This window comes from Cupriavidus sp. DF5525 (assembly GCF_040149425.2).
Taxonomy (GTDB): domain Bacteria; phylum Pseudomonadota; class Gammaproteobacteria; order Burkholderiales; family Burkholderiaceae; genus Cupriavidus; species Cupriavidus pickettii_A.
On sequence record NZ_CP168267.1, the window covers coordinates 966,726 to 989,326 of the forward strand.

Annotated in this window: 22 protein-coding genes and 3 pseudogenes; 4 read left to right on the forward strand and 21 right to left on the reverse strand. The window is 62.3% G+C overall.

Features of this window, described 5'->3' with window-relative positions:
• Window positions 1-250 precede the first annotated feature (250 nt).
• Both ABNX08_RS38980 and ABNX08_RS38985 read left to right on the forward strand, forming a co-directional pair.
• A pseudogene (locus ABNX08_RS38980) lies at window positions 251-544 on the forward strand (ISKra4 family transposase); the annotation flags it as partial.
• Window positions 545-805: 261 nt separating this feature from the next.
• A pseudogene (locus ABNX08_RS38985) lies at window positions 806-3,620 on the forward strand (Tn3 family transposase).
• A gap of 236 nt (window positions 3,621-3,856) precedes the next feature.
• Here the strand turns inward: ABNX08_RS38985 and ABNX08_RS38990 are convergent.
• The 11 genes from ABNX08_RS38990 to ABNX08_RS39040 all read right to left on the reverse strand — a co-directional run bounded on the left by ABNX08_RS38990 (window position 3,857) and on the right by ABNX08_RS39040 (window position 13,221).
• Window positions 3,857-4,048: a hypothetical protein gene (locus ABNX08_RS38990; protein WP_349606197.1), complete on the reverse strand. Its 192-nt coding sequence runs from the start codon at window positions 4,046-4,048 to the stop codon at window positions 3,857-3,859.
• A gap of 146 nt (window positions 4,049-4,194) precedes the next feature.
• Complete coding sequence (locus tag ABNX08_RS38995; protein ID WP_349606195.1) at window positions 4,195-4,614, reverse strand: type II toxin-antitoxin system HigA family antitoxin; 420 nt, start codon at window positions 4,612-4,614, stop codon at window positions 4,195-4,197.
• Window positions 4,611-4,910 (reverse strand): type II toxin-antitoxin system HigB family toxin, encoded by a 300-nt coding sequence (locus tag ABNX08_RS39000; RefSeq protein WP_349606193.1) that lies wholly within the window; start codon window positions 4,908-4,910, stop codon window positions 4,611-4,613. The genes ABNX08_RS38995 and ABNX08_RS39000 overlap by 4 nt, the downstream gene beginning before the upstream one ends.
• 758 nt (window positions 4,911-5,668) lie before the next feature.
• A complete protein-coding gene (locus ABNX08_RS39005) occupies window positions 5,669-6,880 on the reverse strand; it encodes a 3-hydroxybenzoate 6-monooxygenase (RefSeq protein WP_349606192.1) in 1,212 nt (403 codons plus the stop codon).
• A 33-nt stretch (window positions 6,881-6,913) separates the two neighbouring features.
• Window positions 6,914-7,555, reverse strand: coding sequence for a maleylacetoacetate isomerase (gene maiA / locus ABNX08_RS39010; RefSeq protein WP_349606190.1), 642 nt, complete (start codon window positions 7,553-7,555; stop codon window positions 6,914-6,916).
• 11 nt (window positions 7,556-7,566) lie between these two features.
• Window positions 7,567-8,265: a fumarylacetoacetate hydrolase family protein gene (locus ABNX08_RS39015; RefSeq protein WP_349606188.1), complete on the reverse strand. Its 699-nt coding sequence runs from the start codon at window positions 8,263-8,265 to the stop codon at window positions 7,567-7,569.
• A 99-nt stretch (window positions 8,266-8,364) separates the two neighbouring features.
• Window positions 8,365-9,411, reverse strand: a complete 1,047-nt coding sequence (gene gtdA, locus ABNX08_RS39020; protein ID WP_349606186.1) for a gentisate 1,2-dioxygenase — start codon at window positions 9,409-9,411, stop codon at window positions 8,365-8,367.
• 69 nt (window positions 9,412-9,480) lie between these two features.
• Entirely contained in the window at window positions 9,481-10,356 is an 876-nt protein-coding gene (locus ABNX08_RS39025) for an ABC transporter permease (protein ID WP_349606184.1), read from the reverse strand.
• Window positions 10,353-11,207 (reverse strand): ABC transporter ATP-binding protein, encoded by an 855-nt coding sequence (locus ABNX08_RS39030; RefSeq protein WP_349606183.1) that lies wholly within the window; start codon window positions 11,205-11,207, stop codon window positions 10,353-10,355. The genes ABNX08_RS39025 and ABNX08_RS39030 overlap by 4 nt, the downstream gene beginning before the upstream one ends.
• Before the next feature lie 52 nt (window positions 11,208-11,259).
• Complete coding sequence (locus ABNX08_RS39035) at window positions 11,260-12,210, reverse strand: ABC transporter substrate-binding protein (RefSeq protein WP_349606182.1); 951 nt, start codon at window positions 12,208-12,210, stop codon at window positions 11,260-11,262.
• Between the two features lie 252 nt (window positions 12,211-12,462).
• A complete protein-coding gene (locus tag ABNX08_RS39040) occupies window positions 12,463-13,221 on the reverse strand; it encodes an FCD domain-containing protein (protein ID WP_349606180.1) in 759 nt (252 codons plus the stop codon).
• A 62-nt stretch (window positions 13,222-13,283) separates the two neighbouring features.
• Here ABNX08_RS39040 and ABNX08_RS39045 point away from each other — a divergent pair, with 62 nt between their 5' ends.
• Together ABNX08_RS39045 and ABNX08_RS39050 are read left to right on the forward strand one after the other, a co-directional pair.
• A complete protein-coding gene (locus ABNX08_RS39045) occupies window positions 13,284-13,685 on the forward strand; it encodes a porin (RefSeq protein ID WP_349606179.1) in 402 nt (133 codons plus the stop codon).
• A 41-nt stretch (window positions 13,686-13,726) separates the two neighbouring features.
• Window positions 13,727-14,412: pseudogene (locus ABNX08_RS39050) on the forward strand (porin).
• Window positions 14,413-14,418: 6 nt separating this feature from the next.
• On the opposite strand, the gene ABNX08_RS39055 reads toward ABNX08_RS39050, so the two are convergent.
• From ABNX08_RS39055 to ABNX08_RS39100, 10 genes are all read right to left on the reverse strand, one after another.
• Complete coding sequence (locus tag ABNX08_RS39055; protein ID WP_349606202.1) at window positions 14,419-15,084, reverse strand: GntR family transcriptional regulator; 666 nt, start codon at window positions 15,082-15,084, stop codon at window positions 14,419-14,421.
• Between the two features lie 36 nt (window positions 15,085-15,120).
• Window positions 15,121-16,443, reverse strand: coding sequence for an MFS transporter (locus tag ABNX08_RS39060; protein ID WP_349606176.1), 1,323 nt, complete (start codon window positions 16,441-16,443; stop codon window positions 15,121-15,123).
• A 244-nt stretch (window positions 16,444-16,687) separates the two neighbouring features.
• Window positions 16,688-18,223, reverse strand: coding sequence for an MmgE/PrpD family protein (locus tag ABNX08_RS39065; RefSeq protein WP_349606175.1), 1,536 nt, complete (start codon window positions 18,221-18,223; stop codon window positions 16,688-16,690).
• A gap of 225 nt (window positions 18,224-18,448) precedes the next feature.
• Window positions 18,449-19,519 carry a TRAP transporter substrate-binding protein DctP gene (gene dctP / locus ABNX08_RS39070; protein ID WP_349606174.1) on the reverse strand — a complete coding sequence of 357 codons (1,071 nt, stop codon included), beginning with the start codon at window positions 19,517-19,519 and terminating at the stop codon, window positions 18,449-18,451.
• Window positions 19,516-19,737: a hypothetical protein gene (locus ABNX08_RS39075; protein WP_349606173.1), complete on the reverse strand. Its 222-nt coding sequence runs from the start codon at window positions 19,735-19,737 to the stop codon at window positions 19,516-19,518. Before ABNX08_RS39075 ends, dctP begins: the two co-directional genes overlap by 4 nt.
• Window positions 19,738-19,923: 186 nt before the next feature.
• Window positions 19,924-20,112 (reverse strand): hypothetical protein, encoded by a 189-nt coding sequence (locus ABNX08_RS39080; protein WP_349606171.1) that lies wholly within the window; start codon window positions 20,110-20,112, stop codon window positions 19,924-19,926.
• 14 nt (window positions 20,113-20,126) lie between these two features.
• Window positions 20,127-20,624, reverse strand: a complete 498-nt coding sequence (locus tag ABNX08_RS39085) for a hypothetical protein (protein ID WP_349606169.1) — start codon at window positions 20,622-20,624, stop codon at window positions 20,127-20,129.
• Between the two features lie 49 nt (window positions 20,625-20,673).
• Window positions 20,674-21,846, reverse strand: a complete 1,173-nt coding sequence (locus ABNX08_RS39090) for an enolase C-terminal domain-like protein (protein WP_349606168.1) — start codon at window positions 21,844-21,846, stop codon at window positions 20,674-20,676.
• 83 nt (window positions 21,847-21,929) lie between these two features.
• The gene (locus ABNX08_RS39095; protein ID WP_349606167.1) at window positions 21,930-22,121 is read right to left on the reverse strand and encodes a hypothetical protein; all 192 of its coding nucleotides are present in this window, start codon (window positions 22,119-22,121) and stop codon (window positions 21,930-21,932) included.
• Window positions 22,118-22,591, reverse strand: coding sequence for a hypothetical protein (locus tag ABNX08_RS39100; RefSeq protein ID WP_349606166.1), 474 nt, complete (start codon window positions 22,589-22,591; stop codon window positions 22,118-22,120). The genes ABNX08_RS39095 and ABNX08_RS39100 overlap by 4 nt, the downstream gene beginning before the upstream one ends.
• Window positions 22,592-22,601: the final 10 nt, after the last annotated feature.

Consider the following 22,601-nt stretch of genomic DNA (forward strand, 5'->3'; position numbering starts at 1 on the left):
CGTCGCCAAGGCATCGCCCCGCGCCAGGACTGCTCTCGGCCCCCTCACGCGTTGGCTGCTGCCTTGCAGGAGGACCTGTAGATACCACTTCCGACCATATTTGGCTGCGACAGGGTCCAACGTGAGCCGTCTATGTGCGCTACCGCACAGACATTGCCAATCACGCCAAGACACCAGAGCGTCGAGCAGGTCAGCTGCATGCCCCAAAAGGTCCTGTATCGTCTTCGTAACAATGAGACGGGGAGCCGCAATGCAAGACACGATCGTTCTCGAGTTCGACGACGGCGATGGAATTGCGGTCAAGCGGATCGAGGTAATGCGGTTTCACCGCCTCGCCGGAAGTCACGGCTCGGGGACATCGGATTGTCCTTGGCCGAAGGTAAGGTCACTGATCAATTGCACCCAGCGGGAATTTATCGTCGAGTAACTCGATCGCTTTTTCCCGTCGCAGAGAGCATGCAAGGCATGCGGCGTGCACCGTCGCCTGCACGACGGTCATTGCTCTGAGCTGAAGACCACACTCGGGAAGGTCTTTTACTGCCGTAGACCAAATCGCGGTAGGAATACCAGTTGACCGGTACTCGGTCTCCCTTTGTTTTCGCTGCAGTTTACCGGGGTAGCCGCCCCTTGTAGCCATGCGGGTTTCCGGGCCGCTACCTAAAAAAATGCCAATAAATCAATAGGTTGCTGTCTGCCCATCCCAGTCCATGAAGTGCTTTAAACGACATATTACCGTGGTGAACGTTGCGACCACCTCTCATTGCCGCTACCCTCCGCAGTCCGTCTCACGCGTGGGAGAAGCGCGATGGATCACTGGCGGTTGGCCTACCTCGGGATGCGTCAGATCCCACAGGAACTCAGCGAATTCGAGCTTGCCACGTTCTTCACCTACTCCCCCAAGGAACGGGCACTGATTGATGCTCGGCGCAGCCCTTTGTATCGCTTGGCCGTCGCCGTACACATCGGCTTTATCCGCATGACGGGACGTACGCTTGATGCCTGCAAGCAAGTGCCCAGATTTCTCTGGGCGCATGTCGGTGCCCAGGTTGGTGTGACGCCGCCGGACATGGGTACGCTCAACGCGCTCTACGATGGGCGCACCGATACACTGTCAACTCACCAGATGTTGGCCTACCAAGCCCTCGGCTTCAGTCCGATGGCTGAGCACCAGCGCCGCTATGTCACGCGCTGGCTCAAGGAACGTTTGACGGGACAGCCGAGCCGCACCGCGCTGTTTCATGAGTTGAAGCGCTGGCTGTATGAACATCGGATACTGATACCCCATGATCGCGCACTAAAAAGACTGATCAGCCAGGCCGTCGCCACGGCCGAGGCGGCGCTTGCCGTCGCTCTGGTGCGCGCCTACGGGGCCTCCTTGGACACGTGGGGCATATCACTTGCGCGCCCGCATGGCGACCGCACGAACCTGCAGCAATGGCTTTGGGCCGTCCCGTTGCGAACCTCGACCCACCAGATCGGGGAATTGTTCGACAAGGTCGAACTCCTTTATAAGATGGGCGTTCACCGAAACTGGCCAGTGGCATGCAATGAAGCGCTGATACGCTACTATGCCCGGCGCTGCCAATCGTCCGCCTTCAGTGAGCAAACGAGTCGCGCAGCAACCCCGCCGATTGGAAGCTGCTTGCTTTCTGCGTTACGCTTTATGTGCCGCCACGGATCATCTGGCGACCATGTTGCGACACTGGATTCAGAAGTCCGTCAATGACGTTCGGCGCCTGATTGAGGCTGGCCGACCGGACCCTGCCACCCAGATGCGAGAGTTCGCGACCGCGGTCAAAGCGCTGGCCGCGGATGAGATGCTAACCCGTGAAGCACTCTGCCAGCAGTTGTCGACGCTGGCCGACGCGGCGCTCAACTGGCGTGCGCCCAGCCGTGCCAGCCTGATTCGCACGCAACTCCTGTCGCGACACCGCCAGGCTCGGGCGTTGCTCGGCAGGTTGGTTCTGCTGCCATTCTCGGCCCTGTCAACTCACCCGGTGATTGAAGCGTTGGCTGTGCTCCAGGAACTCTACGCGCGGAAGTCCGATCATCTTCCCGACCCAATCACGATTCGACTTGGCCGCGCGTGGCAACCCGCCCTAGACGGAGAGGACCGACAGCGAGCCTTGGCCGCATTCGAGTGGGGCACGCTTTTCGCCTTGCGGGTGGGATTGCGGAATGGCTCAGTCTTCCTTGAGCACAGCTTTGCCTTCCGAAGCCAAGCGACCCTCTTGATCACCGCCAGCGATTGGAAGGCCAAACGCAACCACTTCTATGGCCATCTTAAGCTGCCACAGGATGCTCAGGCATTTCTGAAGCCTGTGGTCACACATCTGGATGAAAGCCTCGCCAGGCTCCGGGATGCTGTCGTGTGTGGAAAGCTCAAAATTGACGATGCAATCCACATCGACCCCTTGGTGGCAATCGCTCTGCCTCCGAATGTGGAGACATTGCGAGGCGCACTGTTTGAGCGGCACCCCGGCGGTCAGTTGTCTGAGATCCTGCTCGAGATCGACAGCGCCACGCACTTTAGTTGGCTCTTGCTGGGAAGAGAGCCGCATTCCCGCAGCGAATTGCTATTGGTCTACGCAGCGATACTCGCGCACGGCACATCGATGTCAGCGGCGGATCTCGCCCGAATGGTGCCGGAGTTGTCGCCTCCCGCGATCCGGCAGATGATGCATCGCGTTGCGGACGAACGGAAGTTGCGCCACGCGGCTGAAGCCGTGCTGACCTTCATGCATCAGCACCCGATTTCCCAGCATTGGGGGCGCTCCGATCTGGCCTCGTCAGACATGATGTCGTTGGAAACGACACGCTCTGTCTGGAAAGCGCGGGCCGACCCACGCCGGCGGACTGCTTCGATCGGGATGTACACTCACGTTCGCGATCGGTGGGGCATCTTCTATGACCAGCCAATTTTGCTCAACGAGCGCCAGGCCGGGGCAGCGATCGAGGGGGTGATCCGACAAGGCGGTTCGGAAGACGTAGCGCAACTTGCAGTGGATACGCACGGCTTTACAGATTTCGCGATGAGTCAGTCACGGCTGTTGGGCTTCGATCTCTGTCCGCGACTGTCCCACCTGCGCGACAGACGCCTGCATGTCCCCAGGCATCATAATGTGCCTGGCGAACTGGCTGCCGTCACCGATGCAGATGTTCGACTGAGCCTCATTGAGTCCGCCTGGGACGAGCTGGTGCGGATTGCGGCGTCCGTGCATAGCGGGCAATGCACCGCAGTCCAGGCACTCTCGCGCTTTGGGGTAGCGGCGCGCGGACAGCCAGTCTATGAGGCCGGCATGCATCTCGGACGGTTGTTTCGTACGATTTTCCTGATCGACTATTTCACGAATACCGCATTTCGCCATGAGATGCAGCACGTGTTAAACCGCGGTGAAGCGGTGCACATTCTCCAGCGAGCGATCCATTCCGGCAAGATACCGATCGAACTGGCGCGCCATGAGCTATACGCCCAGGCCCGTGAGCGCAACCCGCGTCGTTGGTCACGCCACACTCGAGACTGGTCGCCAATCGACACGGTCACGCTCAATCCGGAGCGCGAGATTGCCGTGCCCACCGGTATCAAGCCAGGCGCCGAAAACCAGCGTTTGGCTGCATGAATGAGGCGACATCTACCTTGACGCGCGCCGCCCGCATGAATGCTAGGGGCAGCTATCCCGGTAGATTGCATCAAAATCAAAGGGATACCTAGTAGGGGTGATCGTGCTTTCGGTGCTGATTGACACAGGGATGTTGGCCTAATCGGTCTCGGAGCCATGTGAGAGATTTTCGTTGGTCATGGCCGCCTTGGCGCGTAGAGGTCGTCGTTGCGGTAGATAGCCACGGTTTCGGCGCGTCATTTTCCATTGACCAGCGCGGCTGTCTTCAGCGGAAACAATTCCCAGCTGTCGACCGCATCGGCGAGCCGCCGCCCTCCCAATAGCGCCAGATACGTGCCTGCCGATTCATCAGCGCGGCGGCCTCGCGTTGCAACAAGCCGGCCTTTGGTGCGCCGGTCGTGTATTTGTTCAGCTGTTGGGTGCGTCATTCGGCTGGCAAGGCGTTTGGTGACCGTGCGCGCGACGCAGCTATTGCGATAATAATATACGCGCAGCACAAAATAAAACGGCGAAGCGCGCCATGAGGTAACGTGCTCCGCCGAGTGCAGCCGTCCGGGGTTGCTAGCCGGGCAGCTTACAGAAAAACGCTAGCATCGATCGAGAAACGGTCAGCCAGCGCCTTCGCCAGCTTTTTGCTAATGGCACGACGGCCAGACAGAATATCGCTAATGAGAGTCGGAGACGCAATATCACCGAGGTCCTTTTGCTTGAGATCATGGCTCTCTAGCAAATAACGCAGAACCTCGCGGGGCTCAGCAGTCGGAACTTCGACGTGCTGATCTTCCCAAATACCGATCAATTCAGTTACCAGATCAAACAGATCATCCAAGGGGCCGCCCTCTTCGCGAGGCTGATCGGCCAGGTCGTCGGCGAGCGCGACCATCTTCCGATAGTCGTCCTCGTCGCGGATAGGTTTTAGAAAAACCTGGGCCTGCAACAGGGCCCAGGTCTTCGCAATTTCGGGAAAGCCTCCCGAATGGCGTTGAGTGTTCATTTCCCTCTATTTTTCCTTGTCCATTCGTCATATTCCTCATGCGTACATATATGGCGGATGAACATTTTTTGCCGGTCGAAGTTTATTTCTGCAATTACCCGATACTTATTTCCACCGACATTGAAGACATAATAGTTAGGCCGCACGTAATCGACCGCCCCAAAAGTTTCTTTCAAACTCGGCAAATCTCTTGCGGGGCATTTCTGTACCGCTTTGTACCAGGCTAGCAACGAAACGCTAGCGGCAGGGTATTTCTCGATAAAATCAAGGACTCGTCGTTTGGAAATCGGATTCATGGCTCACGAATTGGTTAGTCTTAGTATCTGTGTTCATTTTCAACCTTCCTTTTTAAGCGGGAGCACCGTCGTTCCCGGGTCGGGGGCATACCCGCCCCCCTCTCAGCTAGGCAATCGGGCCTAGGGTCCGTTACCGGGCAACGCTGCCCCGGTGGTTCGTAGTCACCGACGCGGGTTGTCGCGCCTGGTGCTTGATGATGCTGGGTGACTACGAGAACAAAGTATATCCGCATTTTGCGAACTTCGCAATATGCGTAGTAGATGTTTCTTCACTCGTCCCAGTATGCTTCCTAGGTCACATGCGAGAGATTGCCTGCCCGGCTGCCAGGAGGACAGGCACGAGGTCAGACGGCGGTGACGATTTCCAGGGCGCGGTTCTAAACGCGTTGCCGCGTCCGAGCCAGGCGCTATCCATTCGGGAGTCATCGAACGCGCCGCTTTGGTGGCTGCAATGGGGGGTGCCAAGATACGGGGAATCCACTATCACAAGGGGCATCGGCCGTAGATCGATCCGCAGCCGGTGCCGAGATAACCGGCTGCTCTACCCGCCGCGGAAGAACTCCTACGCTCCGCCCCACATTGACCGCCCGCTCGAAGTTGCAGGACGGCGATAGCCGGCCGAGGATCGGATGCCATTGGCCCATTCTAGGTGGCTCATTGTCCTCTCATAAACGGTAAAGTCGTTTGCCCCCGTTTTGGCACGGTCTACTGCTAGAAGCAAGGTACCGGACGTGCGTTCGCCTCCATCACGTCGCTTCTCACAGCCATGGCGTCTGGCTCAGGCATTTCTCAGCCCGCCAGCCGTGCAGCCATTGCAGCGCGTCGTAGAACTGCGACTGCTTGCGGCCGGTCCACAGCGAGTTGCGCACGAGGCGGTCGACACTTTTGGCGTGGTACACGCGGCCCATGTCGCGCGCGGCGTACAGCACGCGGGCCGTGCGCGGGATGCGGGCCTGTTCGTACAGCTTGAACGCGGCCTCGAAGTCGCCATTCGTCTCCTGCACGGCGGCGCCGAGCGTGACGGCGTCTTCGAGCGCCTGGCAGGCGCCCTGCGCGACGTACTGGGTCATCGGGTGCGCGGCGTCGCCGAGGATCGTTGCGCGGCCGAAGCTCCAGTGCTCGACCGGATCGCGGTCGGCCGTGGCCCAGCGCTTCCACGAGGTCGGACGGTCGAGCATTTGGTGCGGCAGCGGGTGAATCCCCTCGAAGTACGACAGCACCTCCTCCTTGCTGCCCTCCTTCACGCCCCACTCCTCCTGCTCGCGGCTGTGGAACGTGACGACGAGGTTGTACTGCTGGCCGCCGCGCAGCGGGTAATGGACGAGGTGGCAATGTGGGCCGGCCCAGACTACCGGCGCGTTGACCTGCAGGTCCTTCGGCATGTTGTCGACGTCGACCACGGCGCGGTAGACCACGTGGCCGGTCACGCGCGGCTCGTCGCCGATCAGCGTCTGGCGGATGGCCGACTTGACGCCGTCGCAGCCAACCACGGCATCGGCCGTGTGACGCTCGCCGTGTTGGTCGGTCGCGGTCACGCCGCGCTCGTCCTGCTCCAGCTTCTCGACGCGCGTGCTCGTGCGGAACGTGATCAGCGGATGGTCATGCACCGCTTCGAGGATCGACACGTGGATGTCGGCGCGATGGATCACCGCGTACGGATTGCCGAAGCGCTCGCGGTACAGGGCGCTGACGTCGACGCGTGCCACGTCGCTGGCATCGAGCGCATCCTTCAGGATCAGGTGATCGGTGAACACGGCGCGGCTGCGGGCGGCTTCGCCCACGCCGAGCGCGTCGAGCGCGGCGAAGGCGTTGGCGGCAAGCTGGATGCCGGCGCCGATCTCGCCGATCTGGTCGGCCTGCTCTAGCAGTTCGATGCGGATGCCCTGCTTCGCCAGCGCGAGCGCCGCGGCGAGTCCGCCGATGCCGCCACCGATGACGAGGACTTTCCTCTGGGAGTGCTTGGAAGGCATGTCGTGGTCTCCTTGGCCTGGGCGTGTGTGCGTTCAGGCTGTGTAGTCGGGCTGGCGCGCCGGAGCGGCCGCAGCGAACGCGGGATGCGTGCTGGCGTGGGCGAAGACAGCCATCGCCTTTGGGTAGGCCGACAGGTCACACCCCATGCGCAGCGCGTTGGCGATCTGCGGTACCAGGCAGACGTCGGCCAGCGTCGGCTGGGCGCCAAAGCACCACGGGCCTTGCCCATGAAGGTCCAGCAGGCGCTCGACACCGGCCATGCCCTCCGCGATCCAGTGTTTGTACCAGGCGTCCTTCTGTTCGAGCGTTACCTTCAGTCCGTCTTGCAGGTACTTGAGGATGCGCAGGTTGTTGACCGGATGCATGTCGCAACTCACCAGATACGACAGTTCGAGCACGCGGGCGCGCAGGACGTCGTCGCGCGGCAGCAGGCGCGGCTTGGGGTGGCAAGCGTCGAGGTAGTCGAGGATCGCGAGCGATTGGCCGAGCGTGAAGTCGCCGTCGGCCAATGCCGGCACCGAGGCCGACGGGTTGATGCCGGCGATATATTCCTCCGCCCGGTGCTGCCCAACGCGGATGTTCACCGGCAGGTACTCGTACGGCAGTCCCTTGAGCGCCAGCGCGATGCGCACGCGGTACGACGTGGAACTGTTGAAGAAACTATAGAGCTGCATGACGAACTCCCTCAAACCACGCGCACGGTGAGGTCGCCCAGACCGTCGACGCCCGTCACCATCGTCTCGCCGGCCTTGACCGCGCCGACGCCCTCCGGCGTGCCGGTGAAGATCACGTCGCCCGGCTCCAGGCGGAAGAACTGTGACAGGTAGGCGACCGTCTCGGCCACCGACCAGATCAGGTGCGTCACATTGCTGCGCTGGCGCGTCTCGCCGTCCACGGTCAGCCAGATCGCGGCGTCGATCGGATGGCCGATCTTGCTGGCGGGGTGGATCGAGGCGACCGGCGCCGAGGCGTCGAACGCTTTGCCGATTTCCCAGGGCCGGCCCATCTCGCGCATCTTCATCTGGAGGTCGCGACGAGTCATGTCGAGGCCAACGGCGTAACCCCAGACGTGGTCCAGCGCCTGCCCGACCGGGATGTCGGATCCGGGCTTGCCGATCACGGCGACGAGTTCGGCTTCGTAGTGGTAGTTGGTCGTCTGCGCAGGGTACGGAAGTTCGAGAACCTGGCCGTCCTGCACAGGCACGATAGCATCTGCGGGCTTGCTGAAGAAGAACGGCGGCTCGCGGTCGGGATCGAAGCCCATCTCGCGAGCATGGGCGGCGTAATTCCGGCCGACGCAGTAGACGCGGCGCACGGCGAAGCTGTCGTCGCTGCCGGCAACGGGGATGGCGACAGTGGCAGGCGGGGTGAAGACGTAGGACATGGTTCGGTCGGTCTCGATAAGGGTTATCGGTGCCGGAGGCGCTGCCGTCGTCGGCACGCCCCGGTCGTTGTAAGCCGGTGGAATAGGGTCAGGTGAGACTCAGGTGCGAGACTCGCGCAGCAGGTTCAGCGCCGAGAGCACTGGTCGGTCGGAGTAGCTGAACAGCACGACGTCCTCGATGGCGGCCAGTTGCACCGGCGCCCACGACGGCGCCACGAACACATCGCGCGGCTCGAACTGGAACGGCTCGTCGCCGATGCGCACGGCACCCCGGCCCTCGACCACGCTGTACACCGTAGCGTCCGTACTGCGATACGTGCGGCCTTGGAAGCCGGCCGGCAGGTACTGCATGAACGTGGCGATGGTCGGCATCGGCCAGCCGCCAGTGGCCGGGTTGACGTAGCGGAGCTTCACGCCGTCCCAGGCATCGAGCTCGCCGTTGTGGTAAAGCTGGTCCAGCGCCTCGCGGGAGCGTTCGTACGGGTAGCTGAAGATCGGCGAGGTCGGGTCGGAAACCTTGTGGCGCACCGGGGCCATGTTGTGGCCGAAGCGCGCGAAGCTGTCGCCCTCGGGCCGCTTGACCGGCTGCTGCGACTCGGGGTAGTTCTCGGCGAAGCCGCCATCGAAGAACTGCACGAGGGGAATGTCGAGGCCATCAAGCCAGATCACGGGTTCGCCGCCATCCTCGACACTCGGGTTGCCGTGATCGTGCCAGGTCCACGACGGCGTGATGATGAAGTCGCCCGGACGCATCGTGGTGCGCTCGCCGTTGACGGCGGTCCACGCCCCCTGACCTTCGACGATGAAGCGCAGCGCCGACTGCGTGTGGCGGTGGCTCGGCGCGATCTCGCCCGGCAGGATCAGTTGCAAGCCGGCGTAGAGCGACCCCGTGATGCTCGACTTGCCCGGCAGGCCAGGATTCTCGAGCACCAGCACCCGGCGCACGGCTTCCTCGGCGCTGATCACGGCGCCGGCCTGCATCACGAGCGGGCGCACCTGCCTGTACTTCCAGATTGCCGGGCTGATCTGCGGCCGTGGGTGCGGCGGCACCAGCGAATGCAGCGATTCCCACAGGGCGCTCATGCGGCTGCGGCCGATATCGGCGTAGTAGACGGCCCGGTCGGTGCCGGACTGGCGTGCGGACATGCTGTCTCCGTAATGATTGCTTGTACATGGCGGCGCGCATTGGCCGCACGTTCTTTAAAGGCGCCGTCTTCAGGCGCGCCGTCGCCCATGCCCGCGCGCGACCACGCGCCACGGCAGCAGCGCCCGCTCGAGCAGGTCGAAGCCGAGAGAAAACACGAAGCCCAGCACCGCGCTCGCCGCCAGTCCCACGTACATCTTCTCGACCTCGAACACCTGCCAGCTATTCCAGATCAGGAAGCCGATGCCCGACTTGGCGCCGACAAACTCCGCGGCAACGATCACCAGCAGCGCGACACCAAGGCTGATCCGCAAGCCGGCAAGGATTTGGGGAAGTGCGCCGGGAAAGGCGATGTCGCGGAACATCATCAGGCGGCTCGCCCCGAAATTGTGGCCGACGTCGAGATGCAACGGGCTGATATCCCGCACCCCCTCGTACGTGTTGATCAGTACCAGGTACACCACGGTGACAGCGATGATCGCGTACTTCGACAACTCCCCCATGCCGAACATCAGGATAAACAGCGGCAGGATCGCCACCTTCGGAATGGGAAACGTCGCGTTCACCAGAGGCTGGACCAACGCGCGGACGACCGGCGACAACCCCACGGCCAGCCCGATCAGCACGCCCGGCACCGCACCGAGCAGGAACCCCGCGAGGATGCGGGTCAGGCTGACGCCCACGTGCACCAAAATTTCCCCAGTCGAGATCATGTGGGTCAGCTCATCCAGAACGGCGGAGGGCGGCGGGAAAAAGCCCGTGTTTACCCAGCCGGTCCGGCACGCTCCCTCCCATATCGCCAGCAGCAGCAGCGGGGAAGCGATCGACAGGAGCGTGTAGCTGCCCGGCGCGAGCGCGCGGAAGCGTCGCCACAGTGCCGGCTTCGCCGTCGAAAGCGCGTGAGCATCGGACTGCATGGTCTCGACACTGTCTCGCTGCGCATTCATTTCCCCATCTCCCGGTCGTGGGCCATGACTTCCTCGCGCAGGCATCCCCATATGCGCCCGAAAAGATCGCCATATTCGGCGCTGCTCTTCACTTGCTCGACGTGTCGCGGGCGCTCGAACACCTCGCTGATGTCGATGACCTCCTTCACACGCCCCGGCCGGTGAGTCATCACCAGTACGCGATCCGCCAGCACGATGGCCTCGTCGATGGAATGAGTGACATACACGACGGTCTTGCGCGAGGCCTCCCAGATACGTAGTAGTTCCCCCTGCAGGACCAGCTTGGTCTGCTCGTCGAGCGCCGCGAACGGTTCGTCCATCAGCAGGATCTCGGGATCGTTGGCGAATGCGCGGGCGATGCTGACGCGTTGCTTCATGCCTCCCGACAGTTGATGCGGATAGGCGTCCCGGAACATGGTGAGGCCGACCTTGGCGATGAAGTCATCGGCAATGCGGTAGCGGTCCTGCTTCCCCATGCCGCGGGCCTTGAGGCCGAACGCGACGTTGTCCCGCACCGTCATCCAGGGAAATACGCCGTGCTCCTGGAACACCATCGAATTCAGCTTGCGCTCGCCCTTTCCCTTCGGAGTGGCATCGCGCGTCACGTCCACATCGCCGGCCGACTGCGTTTCCAGGTCGGCCAGGATCCGGAGCAACGTGGTCTTGCCGCAGCCTGACGGGCCGACGATGCAGAGGAACTCGCCATCCCCGATGTCGAAATCTAATGGGGCCAGCACCGGCACATGCCGCCCGTTCAGCGCGAACGACTTGCTGACGCCGCGCAGCCTTACCTTCGCCAATGGCCTTGTGCGTGTCATTTCCCGGGCTGGCAAAGCAGCGGTTGCCGTCATGTTTGCATCTCCCCGTTGTCGCACAGTGCGCGTCTGGCCACACTGGCGACAGTCATTTGGCACGGCCCAGCCGGCCGAGCGCATAGTCGACGTAGGTAGGATCGAAGACCTTGGCCGGCTCGATCGGCTTCTTCTGCACACCTCTGGCGATGAAGAACTTCTGCACCTCGGCGAGCGCCGCCGTATTGCTGGTGCCGTTGGCCTCGGCGTTCGGCAGGCCGATGGCGCGCAGCAGGTTCACATCCTTCACCGGGGTGTGGGCCTGCAGCGAGCGGATCAGTTCCTCCTTTGCCGGCCCGCCGATGGCGCTTGCCCGGATGAACTCGCGCTGGCCCCGCAGCAGCGCGGTGACGAACCGGCTGACCGCTTCCTTGTTGGCCAGCGCGAAGTTCCGGTTGGCGAACAGTACGATGGTGGGAAGCGGCGGCGACGTCTGCCCCTGTGGGATCGCCATCACGGCAGCGCCCCGCGTTCTGGCAAGGCTGATGTATGGTTCGACCTCGAAGGCCGCGTCAAGCGACTTGTTCGAGAGCGCCACCACCGCATCGGGGAACGACAGCGTCGTGATATGGACGTCCGCTTCGGAGAGGCCCGCCTGCTGCAAGGCGCGCAGCACGTTGAAATGCGCGTTGCCGCCGAGCGTCAGCACACCGATCCGCATCCCCCGCAGGTCCTGCGGTCGCTTGTACTTGCCGGACTCGACCAGATCTCTTCGCACGACGATGCCACTCGAATGATCGTTGGACCCCACCGTGTTCAGCGGCAGCAGGCCAACTACGGCGATACCGCGGTTCAGTGCGTTGAACAAGCCGGCGCTGAGCGACATCGATCCGAGGTCGAGCTCGCCGCCGGCAAGCTGCGCTAGGGTGTCCGAACTGGAATTCGCGCTGGCCGTGGCGACCAGTTCGACGTCGAGCCCCTCTTCTTTGAAGTATCCCCTGTCGTAGGCCAGGAACAGGCCACTCTCGGCGAACAGGCCAGCGGTATTGATGCGGATCTTCACAGGGGAATGCAGAACGTCCGCGTGAGCGCCGCCCGCAAGCACGGCGCAAAGCATCAGCCCAAGTGTCGACGCGAGGCGCCGCACGATGCCGCGTATTGTCATTTCCGTCTCCGTTCGGCGGCCTCTCGGGGAGCAGCAGGGGCGAGCCAACCTATTTTGTAGGCTAGATATTATGCAATAATGAATTCTAAATCAAGGGCATCGATGATTGAGGCCAGCTTTCCAGGCGGAGTGGAGCGGCGCGTGCGCAGTTCAACGCGTCACGGGGTAGGCACACAGCACGTGTGCGAGGTGCGCCCGCATCGCGGCCGATGCCTCCGCGGGCTGACCCCGGCGGATCGCATCCAAGATCGCGCGATGTTGCGCGTCCGACTTGACCCGATTCTCTGTCGGCATTGACGCGTGGCGGAAGCGCCTCCAAGGCGCGGTTCGCCGCTTGCAGTTCAGCATTTCCAGCATCTCAATCAGCAGCGCGTTGCCGGTGGACCCGGCGATCGAGCGATGCAGGGCCAAGTCCCAATGGTCGTATTCCTCGACTCGCGTGGCGGACTCTCGGTGGCGCAGACACGCTTCCATCCTTTCGAGGTCGGCGCGGGATGCGGCCTGCGCCGACAGTTCGCAGATCGCCGGCTCCAGGGCCAGCCGCGCCGCCAGCATCTCGTGTGCGTTCGGGCCGGCTTGCGCATCGAGCGCCAGGGCGCCGCCCGTCACGAGCGCGCGCAGTATTGGCAACGCATCGTCTGCGCCGCTGGCGATGAAGGTGCCACGGCCAACATGCCGTACCACTGCGGCGTCCTGTTCGAGAACGTCCAGGGCGCGCCGCACGATGCCCCGGCTGACACCGAGCGACGCGGCGAGTGCCCGTTCGGGCGGCAGGCGCCGCTCCTGCCGCGCCAGATGCTGTTCGAGCATCGCCCGCAACGCGAGAACTGCCACGGTCACGGCCGGCTGGTCGTCGCGCAGCACAGGTAGGGCGGCGGGGGTTGAGGCCATCGTACCAATCAGAACCATTGTTGCCGCCTCCTGAACGCGGCTGGCGATTCCACGACCGCCGATGCCGCTCGGCCTATCTCATGTCCACTGCGCCGCTTCGTCGAGCAGGTCCGATATCGCAGGTCACCGCCAGGCTGCCGCAACGCCACGGATCGGTTGCGCGAACTGTCGCCATCCTCGCGCTGTCGCTGGGACAGGTTCCGCTCTCGTACGCGGGCGTGGACCTCCTCGGTCGCATGGACGTTGGCGTTTCCGCCATCAGCAACGCTGGCGGACACGCCAGCACCGTGATGAGCAGCGGCATCACCACGCCGTCCTTCTTCGCCCTGCGCGGCTCGGACGACCTTGCAGGCGGCACCCGCGCGCTGTTTCACCTGCAGATGAACTATCAAGTGGATGACGGTGCACAACCGCTCGCGGTGCGGGGCTTCTCGCCGACGGCCTATGTCGGGCTCGCCAGTCCAACGTTGGGAACCCCCTGACACTGGGACGCCAGAAAGACTTCACGTTGGACCTCGCTGTGATGCGCCTGGATGCCGCGCTTGATATCGGCGGCATCTACGCGCTGCGAGGCGGGCCATACGGCAAGCTCGGCCTTCCGTTGAGCCCGAATGGGGCCAACTGGGACCGCTTCAACGGCATCGCCGTGTCCAACGCGGTCAAGTACGTCACGCCCGACTGGAACGGGCTCTCGGCCGGGGCGATGCATGCCTTCGGCGAGCAGCCAGCCGCGAAACCGGCGAATCCGCTTTTCTGCGTTATGCCAATGGGCCGTTCGCCGCGGGCGTGGGCTATACGCGCATCCGGTTTCCCAGGGTCAATGCCGGACGGGACGGCGCCGCCATTGCGGCCACAGGGGCGCGCTATCAATTCGGCAACTGGCGCCTGAACGGCCTCTACTCTTCTGTCCGCAATACGTTCACGGGCGTTGCCGTCCATGCGGTGGAACTCGGGGCGGCCGGTTTCTATTCGCCGTGGGTGTTCGGCTTCAGCGTCGGGCGCATGCAGGGGAATGGCGGCGTCGACCATGCGTGGGCGAATCAGTTGAACTTGCAAGGCTCGTACTTCCTGAGCACGCGCACCTACGTCTACCTGATGGCTGTCCTGCAGCGCACCAATTCCTGCGCCCGCGCCACGATCAATACCCTTGCGCCCTCCTCCGACAACCGGCAGGACGTCTATCGGCTTGGCATCACCACGCTGTTCTGAAGCCGGCTACAACCCGCGCGCTCCGATCGTCGCCAGCATGGACGTCAGGATCTTTTCGCGCTCGCGTTCGAAGCCGTGGATCAATTGCCCGCGGTCCCTTTTGGACATGGCCGACACCAGCGTGTGCTCCAGGTGTGCGCTCAGGTGCTCGCCCGGCATCCTCACCTCCGAGGCCAGGGCCCGATACCGGTCGGTCAGCCTGATCAGGCGAATCGCCTCGCGCCGCAGGATTTTGTCCGGCGACAGGTCGAAGAGCAACGCATAGAAGTTCTGGTACTCGTCGATCCACTCCGCACGCTGGCCCGCGTCCAGATAGGTGTCGAGCCGCTCCAGCATCGCCTTCAGCGCCTTCATCTGCGCACTGTCCGGCCAGACGACCGTCTGCAGCAGTTCTCGCTCCAGCAGAAACCGGTAGCGGTAGAGTTGCCGGGCTTCGTCGGTGGACAACGGCGCGACAAAGAAGCCGCGGTTGGGATCGTGTTCGATGATCCCTTCAGCCGCCAACAGCTTGAGCGCCTCGCGCACCGGTACGCGGCTGATGCCGAACCGGTCGGCCAGGTCCGATTGACGTAATTGCAGGCCCGGCGCCAGGGCGCCGCGATTGATCAGCTTGCGGATCTGCCCGGCGATCTGGGCCGGCAGATCGACGCCTTTGACTTCGAGAGGGTTCATGTTCAGCATCGGTGGGATGGACGAAGATGCCTGTGCTCAGGACAGGTTCATGCGACTGTACACCGGCCGGGCCTGCTCGCGCATGGTCGCGACGTTCGCCATGTACATCGCCGAAGCAAGCAGCAGCGCCACGCCGCAAGCCGTCAGCGCCGCCGGCGTGCCGACATGCTCCGCCGCCCAGCCCCAGAACAAGGCACCCACGGGCGATACACCCAGGAACGCCACCACATACAGGGACGCCACCCTTCCGCGAAGGCCGTCGGGCGCGGCAAGCTGGATCAGGGTATTGACCGATGCCGCCACTAGCATGGTTCCCATGCCGACGAGGAACAGCATGGAAAAGGCGATCCATACCATCGGCGCCATGGCGAAGCCGATAGTGGCAAGCGCGGCCATGACCGAGGCGATGCCGATCAGCGCCAACAGCCAGTTCACGCCGCGACGCGTTGCCAGGTAAAGCATGCCTGCCAGCGCACCCAGCCCCGCCGCCCCGAGCAGCATGCCCAGGGTGCGGGAGTCGCCGTGGAAGCGCTCCCGCACGAACCACGGCATCATGGCGGCATGGATCTGGATGGTAAAGCTCATTGTCGCGAGCAGCCACAGGCTGTTCCGGCACGGCGTGAAACGGTGCGCGTAGCGGAGTCCGCCCGCGAACTGCCTGAGCCACGGCTCGGGCGCCGCTTTGCTCGGCGCGGGGGCTAGCCGCATGGCCCGCAGCGCGGCAATGATCGCGAAGCGCAGGATCGCGTTGGCGGCGAAGGCCCACACCTGGCCGAAGGTCGCGATGAGGGCGCCGGCTAGCGTCGGCCCCACGAAGCGGGCCCCCGCCATCACGCTGGAATTAAGTGCGATGGCGTTGGCGAGGTCTTCCTTCCGGTCGACCATCTGCGACAGCAAGGATTGCCGTGCCGGCGAATCGAATGCGTTGACGATACCGAGTACGAGATTGGCCAGCACGATATGCCACGGCCGCAGCAGGCCGGTGGCCACGAGGGCCAGCATCACCACCGACTGCGCGCACGCAACGGCGTTCGCTGCCATCAGCACGCGCCGGGTATCCAGGCGGTCGAGCAGCGGTCCCGTCACCGGCGCCATCAGCAGGAAGGGAATCTGCAGCGCGAATGCCGCGAGGCCGAGGACCAGCGTCGAACCGGATAACGCATAGGCGAGCCAGGAAGTGGCGATCAACTGCTGCCAGTTTCCGACTTGCGCTGCGCCCTGCCCGACCATGAACAGCCTGAAGCTAGGATAGGACAAGGCGCGAAGGCCGTGAGGTAGCTGCATAGGAAGCTTGCGAAAAATCGAGCATCGCTCAAAAAAAGAGAGCGGCAGTGGGCCATCCGGGCCGCCGCCACTCAACCGAGCATCAGAAGTCGTAACTTGTTATGGCGTACCGGGATTACGTATTGCAGCCGCGGCTATCCCGGACAATCGAAAAACCACGACACGCCCAGAGCGAAATAGTCGAAGTTCCGCAGCGGACGCTTGGGCCGGTACACCACCACGTCTTTCTCTTCCTGCGCGCGCTGCGCGTCCGGCTTCGGCTTGAGCCAGTTGTTCCTGAAGGCAAAGCCTTCAGGAGCATTTTCAATGCAAGGAAAAATCAGAGGCTTTTGCCTGGGCTACCGAGACGACGCGGAATGTCAGCAGCAGAGCCGAGCGACTCCAGGCCATTAATCATGACCATCAGTTGCCTGGCGGCGTCAACTTTCATTCCGCCATACGACATGCAGTCGAGGAACTTCTGCCCGAACTCCGCGCTGCTCAGAGGATTCCGTGGCTCCCCCTTTGCTACGGCCACTGTGCGCGAAAGCTTTTTCCCGTTCCTCAGCTCTACTTCGACGCGCGTGGCGCCCGGTCCGCCCCCTTTCCGTACCAGGGAAGTATCTTCCCGCGAGTTGATGCGCTGTGCCATCTCCCGGATATCTGCACGCTGGATGCCCCGGTCGGTGAAGTGTCGCAGTGAGACTTCCCCGTCGACAAATGCGGTTGCGATTACCCAAGGGTTGCTGAACTGGGCATCCACGACGGTCTGAGGATTGCGCTTCTTCTCGATGGGGGAGGCAAGTAGGGAATACTCGCCGGGACCGTTATACACCATCACATTCGCCACATCCTGCGCCGCAAACTTGTGCTCAGCGCGCAGTCCGAGTGCACCTTCGACGGCAGTGTGGCTGCCGCGGCAGGACGGCCAGGGCTTGAATGCCGTGTCCGTAACGGAAAATTTTTTTCCCAAACCGTCGAGCAGAATGTCTCGCGAGTAATCCCCATGATGGTACTGCACAAAGAAGCCCTTTTTCCCTTCCAGGATGTGCCGGGGGCCGGTAATGCCGAGACGTGCCAGGCGCGCGGCATTAATCCCGGTGGATGAGGCGAATCCCGGGCCCATGCGCTTGGTCAGTGCGCCATCGAGGTGAGTCTGCGAGTTTCCTGCGGCCTGGTGGAAGGAGATTCCGGTCGCATACACTGTCTGTTCCGGGGTCAGCCCGAGCATGCGGCTGGCAAGGATCGCGGTTGTGAAATAACCATACAGGGTGGTATTGTGCCAACCAATGGCCAGTCCATCCTTACCTGGCTGCGCGGCGAGCGCCAGACGGCAGCCAACATCCACAGCGGCCGCAATCCCAGCAATCAGTTCTTTACCAGTAACGGAAGGCGCGATTTCGGACAGGGTCACAGCCGCAGGCACCGTAATAACTGCCGCGTGCAGGTAAGCGGGCTCATAGATGTCATCGTAATCGAGCGCATGGCTCATCGTCCCGTTCACCAGTGCTGCGTTCTGCGCCGGCACTTTGCGGTTCGTACCCCAGACCGTGCTTTCCGCCTTGCCGGCCATTTCCCTCACGTGTGCCCTCAACTGTTCCACGCCCGGTGCATTGATCGCGGCATACGAAACGCCGATCGTGTCAAGAATCTGCATCTTAGTGAAATCGATGACTTCCTGTGACAAGTCTTCGTAACGAGTGGACAGGGCGAAATTCACCAGGTCGACGATTGCATCCTGTCCGCCATTTTGAGCACCGACCAGTGCCGAGGTAGCAGGACGATCGGGGGATGCTGCCAATGCGCGCGCCGGTGCGGCTGACACCGTGCCAGCCAGAGCGGAAACCTGCAAGAACCTTCTACGCGTAGTGCTCATGCTCTCCTCCTATGGGTTGGTTACTCTTATTGCAAGCAGCACAGGATTGCTCTTTTGGGGCCCATCCCGGGAACAACTCGGAATGGCAGCATCAAGGCTAAAATGTTCACACCGACCATGACATCCGGGCTGCCCGGTAAGGAACCGCTTCCAAGCCACCGGGGCGCATTTCAGCGAAGCAGCTTGGTTCGTCGGACCACTAGCTTTAGCTTGAGCCGAAATCCTTCACTGCGATGCACGATGTTCGCCTGCGTAAAGCTCCTGTAGCGGGATGTCATGGCGACGTAGCATGCTATGTCGGACCATACTAGAGCGTTGGCTCAGTACCTCCCACTGGCCACCCTCCAGCTCATGAATCCGCATCCCCTTTATTTGCAGTTCCGACAGCAGCTTCGTTTCGGCCAGGCGCGCCTGCTCGCGTTGGAAAACGCCCGCTTCCATGGCGGTGTCCCGCAACAGCGCACGATCGGCCTCTGGCAGGCTTGCCCAGAAGCGGGCGTTGGCGAGCAATACCATCGCACTGTAGGAATGCCGTGTAAGGGTGAGATGGTGCTGAACGTCATACAGCTTGCCGAGCATGATCTGTGAGCAAAAATTGTCCTGGGCCTGGACACGTCCCGATCGCAATGCCGCGGCCACCTGTGCGAACGGCATCGGCACAGGATGGGTGCCAATGGCCCGATAGCTGTCCACGAAAATCGAAGCAGGCAGCGTGCGTACCGTCAAGCCAATGAAATCTTCGGCCCTGCGCAGCGGAACGTTCGAGGTCGTGAAGTGCCGGAACCCGTTCTCCCACCACGCCAGCCCGACGAGTCCATGCTGACCCAGACGGCCGAGCAGCGTGGAGCCGAACCTGCCTAGCAAAAGCGCGTCGGCCTGCCGCTCGTGGCGAATCGAAAAGGGAAGGTCGATCAAGCCGAAGGCCGGCTCGATGTCGGCAAGACCGATCGTTGCCTGCAGCATTAACTCCGGAGCGGCTGTATCCGCGGCGCGCAATGCGGCGATCTGCGCCGAGGGTGGTGCCGACATCGCCGGCACCACCCGTACCACCATCCGGCCTTGGCTACCTGCTGCCACCAGCCTTGCGAATTCACGCATTCCGGCATGCACCGGATCGCCGCTGTCGCCATCGGCACGGTAGTCGCCAAGACGGATGATGCGTGGCCCCGCCCCGTCGGCGGCTTGCGCCTGATCCACCATCCCAGCCACCAGCACACACACCGCACTGGTAATTGCCAGAGCGAGGGCAACACCCCCTGCCAAGCGGCGTGCCGCTGGACGTCTTGTCTTGTTCATGTCTCCTCCGTTGCCCTCGCTGGAGCGAGCGGATGGCATATCGGCAGCCGCAAACGGTAATTCCCTAAAACACCGCTTCGCGTTGCGCCGTGTATATAGATCGTCTGCAGTCCCCGCGCTTCGATCACCAACAGCATCGACGCCATGATCGCCTTGCGTTCGCGCTCGTAGGCATCCAGCAACTGTTCCCTACTCCGCTTGTGGAGGGCCTTGATCAAAGCGTGCTCAAGATTTGCCTGCAGGTGTTGGCCAGAACTCCAGGTACTGGTCTATCCATTCCGCGCGCTCCAGCAAATAACGATAGCGGCGGAGTTGCCGGGCCTCGTCGGTGGACAACGGCGCCACGAAGAACCCGGCGATTCGGATTGTGCTCGATGATGCTTTCGGCAATACCTTAATGGGACTTATGGTTTGTTGCCGCGGTTGTCCCGGATGATTGTCACGATCAGGTAAAGCCACGAAACGCCGAGCGCGAAATAGTCAAAGTTCCGCAACGGGCGATATTCCGCATAGCCAAGCCCCGTGGATCCGATGCACGCCGCCAGGGAAAGAAACACACACATCCACACGCCAATCCACATGTCTTTTTTCATTGCAAGCTCCTGATTCAGGCATCCGCCCGTTGAACACCGGCAGGTGTCGCGCTACCGTTGCTGCGCGCGCCGACCAGCTTCTTCCATCCGTCCCATAGCCACATTGGCTCGACCTTCGCCTGCAGCACCGATGCGAAATAGCCGCCATAGGCCAGCAGCAATACGCCGTTCATGAACAGCTCCTGTGGTCCCGTGAAGAGCTGGCGCGGCGTGGCCACGATAAAGGTGTTCAGCCAGAAGATATTCATAGTGGCCGGCATTTCCAGCATCAGTGCCAGCAATACGCCGCGATTGGTCAGCAGCATGATGCCGAATACGCACTCCATGTACTTGATTATCTGGAAGATGTAAATGTTCTTCGCCGCATCGACATAGGCGCCGCCGGGGCCCGGAATCTCCGGAACGTACGAGGTCAGTATGTAACGGGCACCCGAATAGAACAGATGGGCGCCAAAATAGATCCGTAGCCACAAGATCGCGTACTTCCACGGGGATTGATTGGCCGTGCTCATGTGATGTCTCCTTGTTTAAGAAAAATAATCCTTGCGGGGTCGAAGTGCCCTACAGGTCAACCACCCGAGCCGGCCGGCCCTCGGTGCGGATCTGCGCCAGCAGCGCTTCGTTCAGATCCACACCGAGGCCCGGGCCGTCGCCGGGGGATACATGGCCGCGATGGAAGCGCGCGCCTTGCAGGCCGAGGTCCGCCCCATTCGGAATGTCCTCACTGTTCCAGACGCCGTGCACCGCGAGCGGGCCGGTGCTCTCGCTGATGAACTGGCAGGCCCACTGGTTCGATACCCACAAGTGGGCCGTGGGGCAGGCTTCCACGCCAGAGCCGATCAGCGTGCTGCATATCACCGGCAGATCGAGCATCTGTGCGACGGCAAGAAAGCGCTGGGCCTTCAGCAGCCCACCCACCTTCTGCACCTTCAGCACCACGCCATCGGCGGCACGGCGCTCGGCGATCTCTTTCAGGTGATGCAGTTCCTGCGCGGCTTCGTCGGCGTAAAGCGGCGTCCCAACGCATTGGCGCAGGCGTGCCAGGCCCTCGAAGTCCCAATGCGGTAGCGGTTGCTCGATGAAGTCGAGCTGGTACGGGTCGATGCGCCGGATCGTGCGCAGCGCCTGCTCGTAGTTCCACGAGCCGTTTGCGTCCAGGCAGATGCGCGCCCGCTCGCCCAGCGCCTCGCGTACAGCGGCTGCCGTTGCCACGTCGTTGTCGAACGTACCGCGGCCGACCTTTAGCTTGAACGCCTCGAATCCCGCTTCCCGCGCCAGCAGGGCAGCCTCGGCAACCTGCTGCGGCTCGCCGGCGGACAGCACCCAGCCCAACGGCGCGGACTCGCGCGTGCGGCCCCCCAGCAGTTGGTAGACCGGCACGCCGAACGCCTTGCCCTTGAGGTCATGCAGCGCGCAGTCGACCAGCGCCTTGGCCTGGTTGTTGTCGCGCGCCAGCGTATCCATGGCGCCAACGATCTTCTCGATGTTGCGCGGGTCTTCGCCTAGCAGGATCCGCGGCGCGAAGATGTCGCAGATCATGCTGACCATCGAAGCCTGGCTCTCGCCGCGATACCACGACGACGTGTCGCCGGACTCCGCGATACCAATCAGGCCGGTGTCGGCATGCAGGCGCAGCAGCAGCGTATCCAGCTTGGTGATGGTGACGTTCGGCAGCCGCAGCGGCTTCTTTAGCGGCATCGACACCGGGATGCACTCGACACGTGTGATCTTCATAATTCTGCGATGGCGGTAAGAGTTATTGGAGCAACGTAGATCTTTTGCGTGCGCTGGCGCTTCCGCAGGCCAGCTACGGGCAGCTAGCCTCTCTTTAACGAGTCCCGGATCATGACGGCCAGCGTCACGATGCCGGCCGCCAGTGGTGGGCCGTAGTCATATAGCCGCAGCGGCCGCGCAAAGAATGTAGTGGATGACAGAATGACGATGACCAGCACCACAGCAACCGCTGCGAGCACAATAAGAAAATCCTTCTTAGTAATTCCGTTGATCACGCTTCGCTCCTGAGGTTGGGATCTTGACGCCTTGCTAGTCCGTCCCAGAACCAATAAGGTTTACTCTTGATGCGGCAAAGACTTGCGTAGTGGCCACCGTACGCCAGCAACAAGCCGCCGTTAAGCAGCAGTTCCTGAATACCGGTGAACAGTTGGCGCGGATGTGGCGAGATGAAGAGGTTGAGGTAGACGATGGTGACGCTGATGCCCGCCATGACGATCAAGGCCAGCGGCACCCCCACGTTGAAAAGTAGCATCATCCCGAGCACGACCTCCAGGTATTTGATGACCTGGTAGAAGCCCACATCTGCCATCGCCGCAAGGTAAGGCCCCACTTTTCCGGCTTTGCTGAAGTCCGGCACGAAGTCGAAGATGACGAAGTTGAGCCCTGAGGCCAGGTAGTGGATAGTGAAATACAACCTCATCCACAGAATCAAATACTTCCAGGGTGACTCGGTGGCAAAATTCATCGCTGTCCTC

Coding starts and splice junctions, on each gene's coding strand:
- ABNX08_RS39040 (WP_349606180.1), bottom strand. CDS start 13,221: ATGGTTCTGATTGGTACGATGGCCTCAACCCCCGCCGCCCTACCTGTG.
- ABNX08_RS39005 (WP_349606192.1), bottom strand. CDS start 6,880: ATGCCTTCCAAGCACTCCCAGAGGAAAGTCCTCGTCATCGGTGGCGGC.
- ABNX08_RS39000 (WP_349606193.1), bottom strand. CDS start 4,910: ATGAATCCGATTTCCAAACGACGAGTCCTTGATTTTATCGAGAAATAC.
- ABNX08_RS39090 (WP_349606168.1), bottom strand. CDS start 21,846: ATGAAGATCACACGTGTCGAGTGCATCCCGGTGTCGATGCCGCTAAAG.
- ABNX08_RS39030 (WP_349606183.1), bottom strand. CDS start 11,207: ATGACGGCAACCGCTGCTTTGCCAGCCCGGGAAATGACACGCACAAGG.
- maiA (WP_349606190.1), bottom strand. CDS start 7,555: ATGCAGCTCTATAGTTTCTTCAACAGTTCCACGTCGTACCGCGTGCGC.
- ABNX08_RS39055 (WP_349606202.1), bottom strand. CDS start 15,084: ATGAACCCTCTCGAAGTCAAAGGCGTCGATCTGCCGGCCCAGATCGCC.
- ABNX08_RS39100 (WP_349606166.1), bottom strand. CDS start 22,591: ATGAATTTTGCCACCGAGTCACCCTGGAAGTATTTGATTCTGTGGATG.
- dctP (WP_349606174.1), bottom strand. CDS start 19,519: ATGAACAAGACAAGACGTCCAGCGGCACGCCGCTTGGCAGGGGGTGTT.
- ABNX08_RS38990 (WP_349606197.1), bottom strand. CDS start 4,048: ATGACGCACCCAACAGCTGAACAAATACACGACCGGCGCACCAAAGGC.
- ABNX08_RS39085 (WP_349606169.1), bottom strand. CDS start 20,624: ATGAGCACGGCCAATCAATCCCCGTGGAAGTACGCGATCTTGTGGCTA.
- gtdA (WP_349606186.1), bottom strand. CDS start 9,411: ATGTCCGCACGCCAGTCCGGCACCGACCGGGCCGTCTACTACGCCGAT.
- ABNX08_RS39045 (WP_349606179.1), top strand. CDS start 13,284: ATGTCCACTGCGCCGCTTCGTCGAGCAGGTCCGATATCGCAGGTCACC.
- ABNX08_RS39065 (WP_349606175.1), bottom strand. CDS start 18,223: ATGAGCACTACGCGTAGAAGGTTCTTGCAGGTTTCCGCTCTGGCTGGC.
- ABNX08_RS38995 (WP_349606195.1), bottom strand. CDS start 4,614: ATGAACACTCAACGCCATTCGGGAGGCTTTCCCGAAATTGCGAAGACC.
- ABNX08_RS39080 (WP_349606171.1), bottom strand. CDS start 20,112: ATGAAAAAAGACATGTGGATTGGCGTGTGGATGTGTGTGTTTCTTTCC.
- ABNX08_RS39025 (WP_349606184.1), bottom strand. CDS start 10,356: ATGAATGCGCAGCGAGACAGTGTCGAGACCATGCAGTCCGATGCTCAC.
- ABNX08_RS39015 (WP_349606188.1), bottom strand. CDS start 8,265: ATGTCCTACGTCTTCACCCCGCCTGCCACTGTCGCCATCCCCGTTGCC.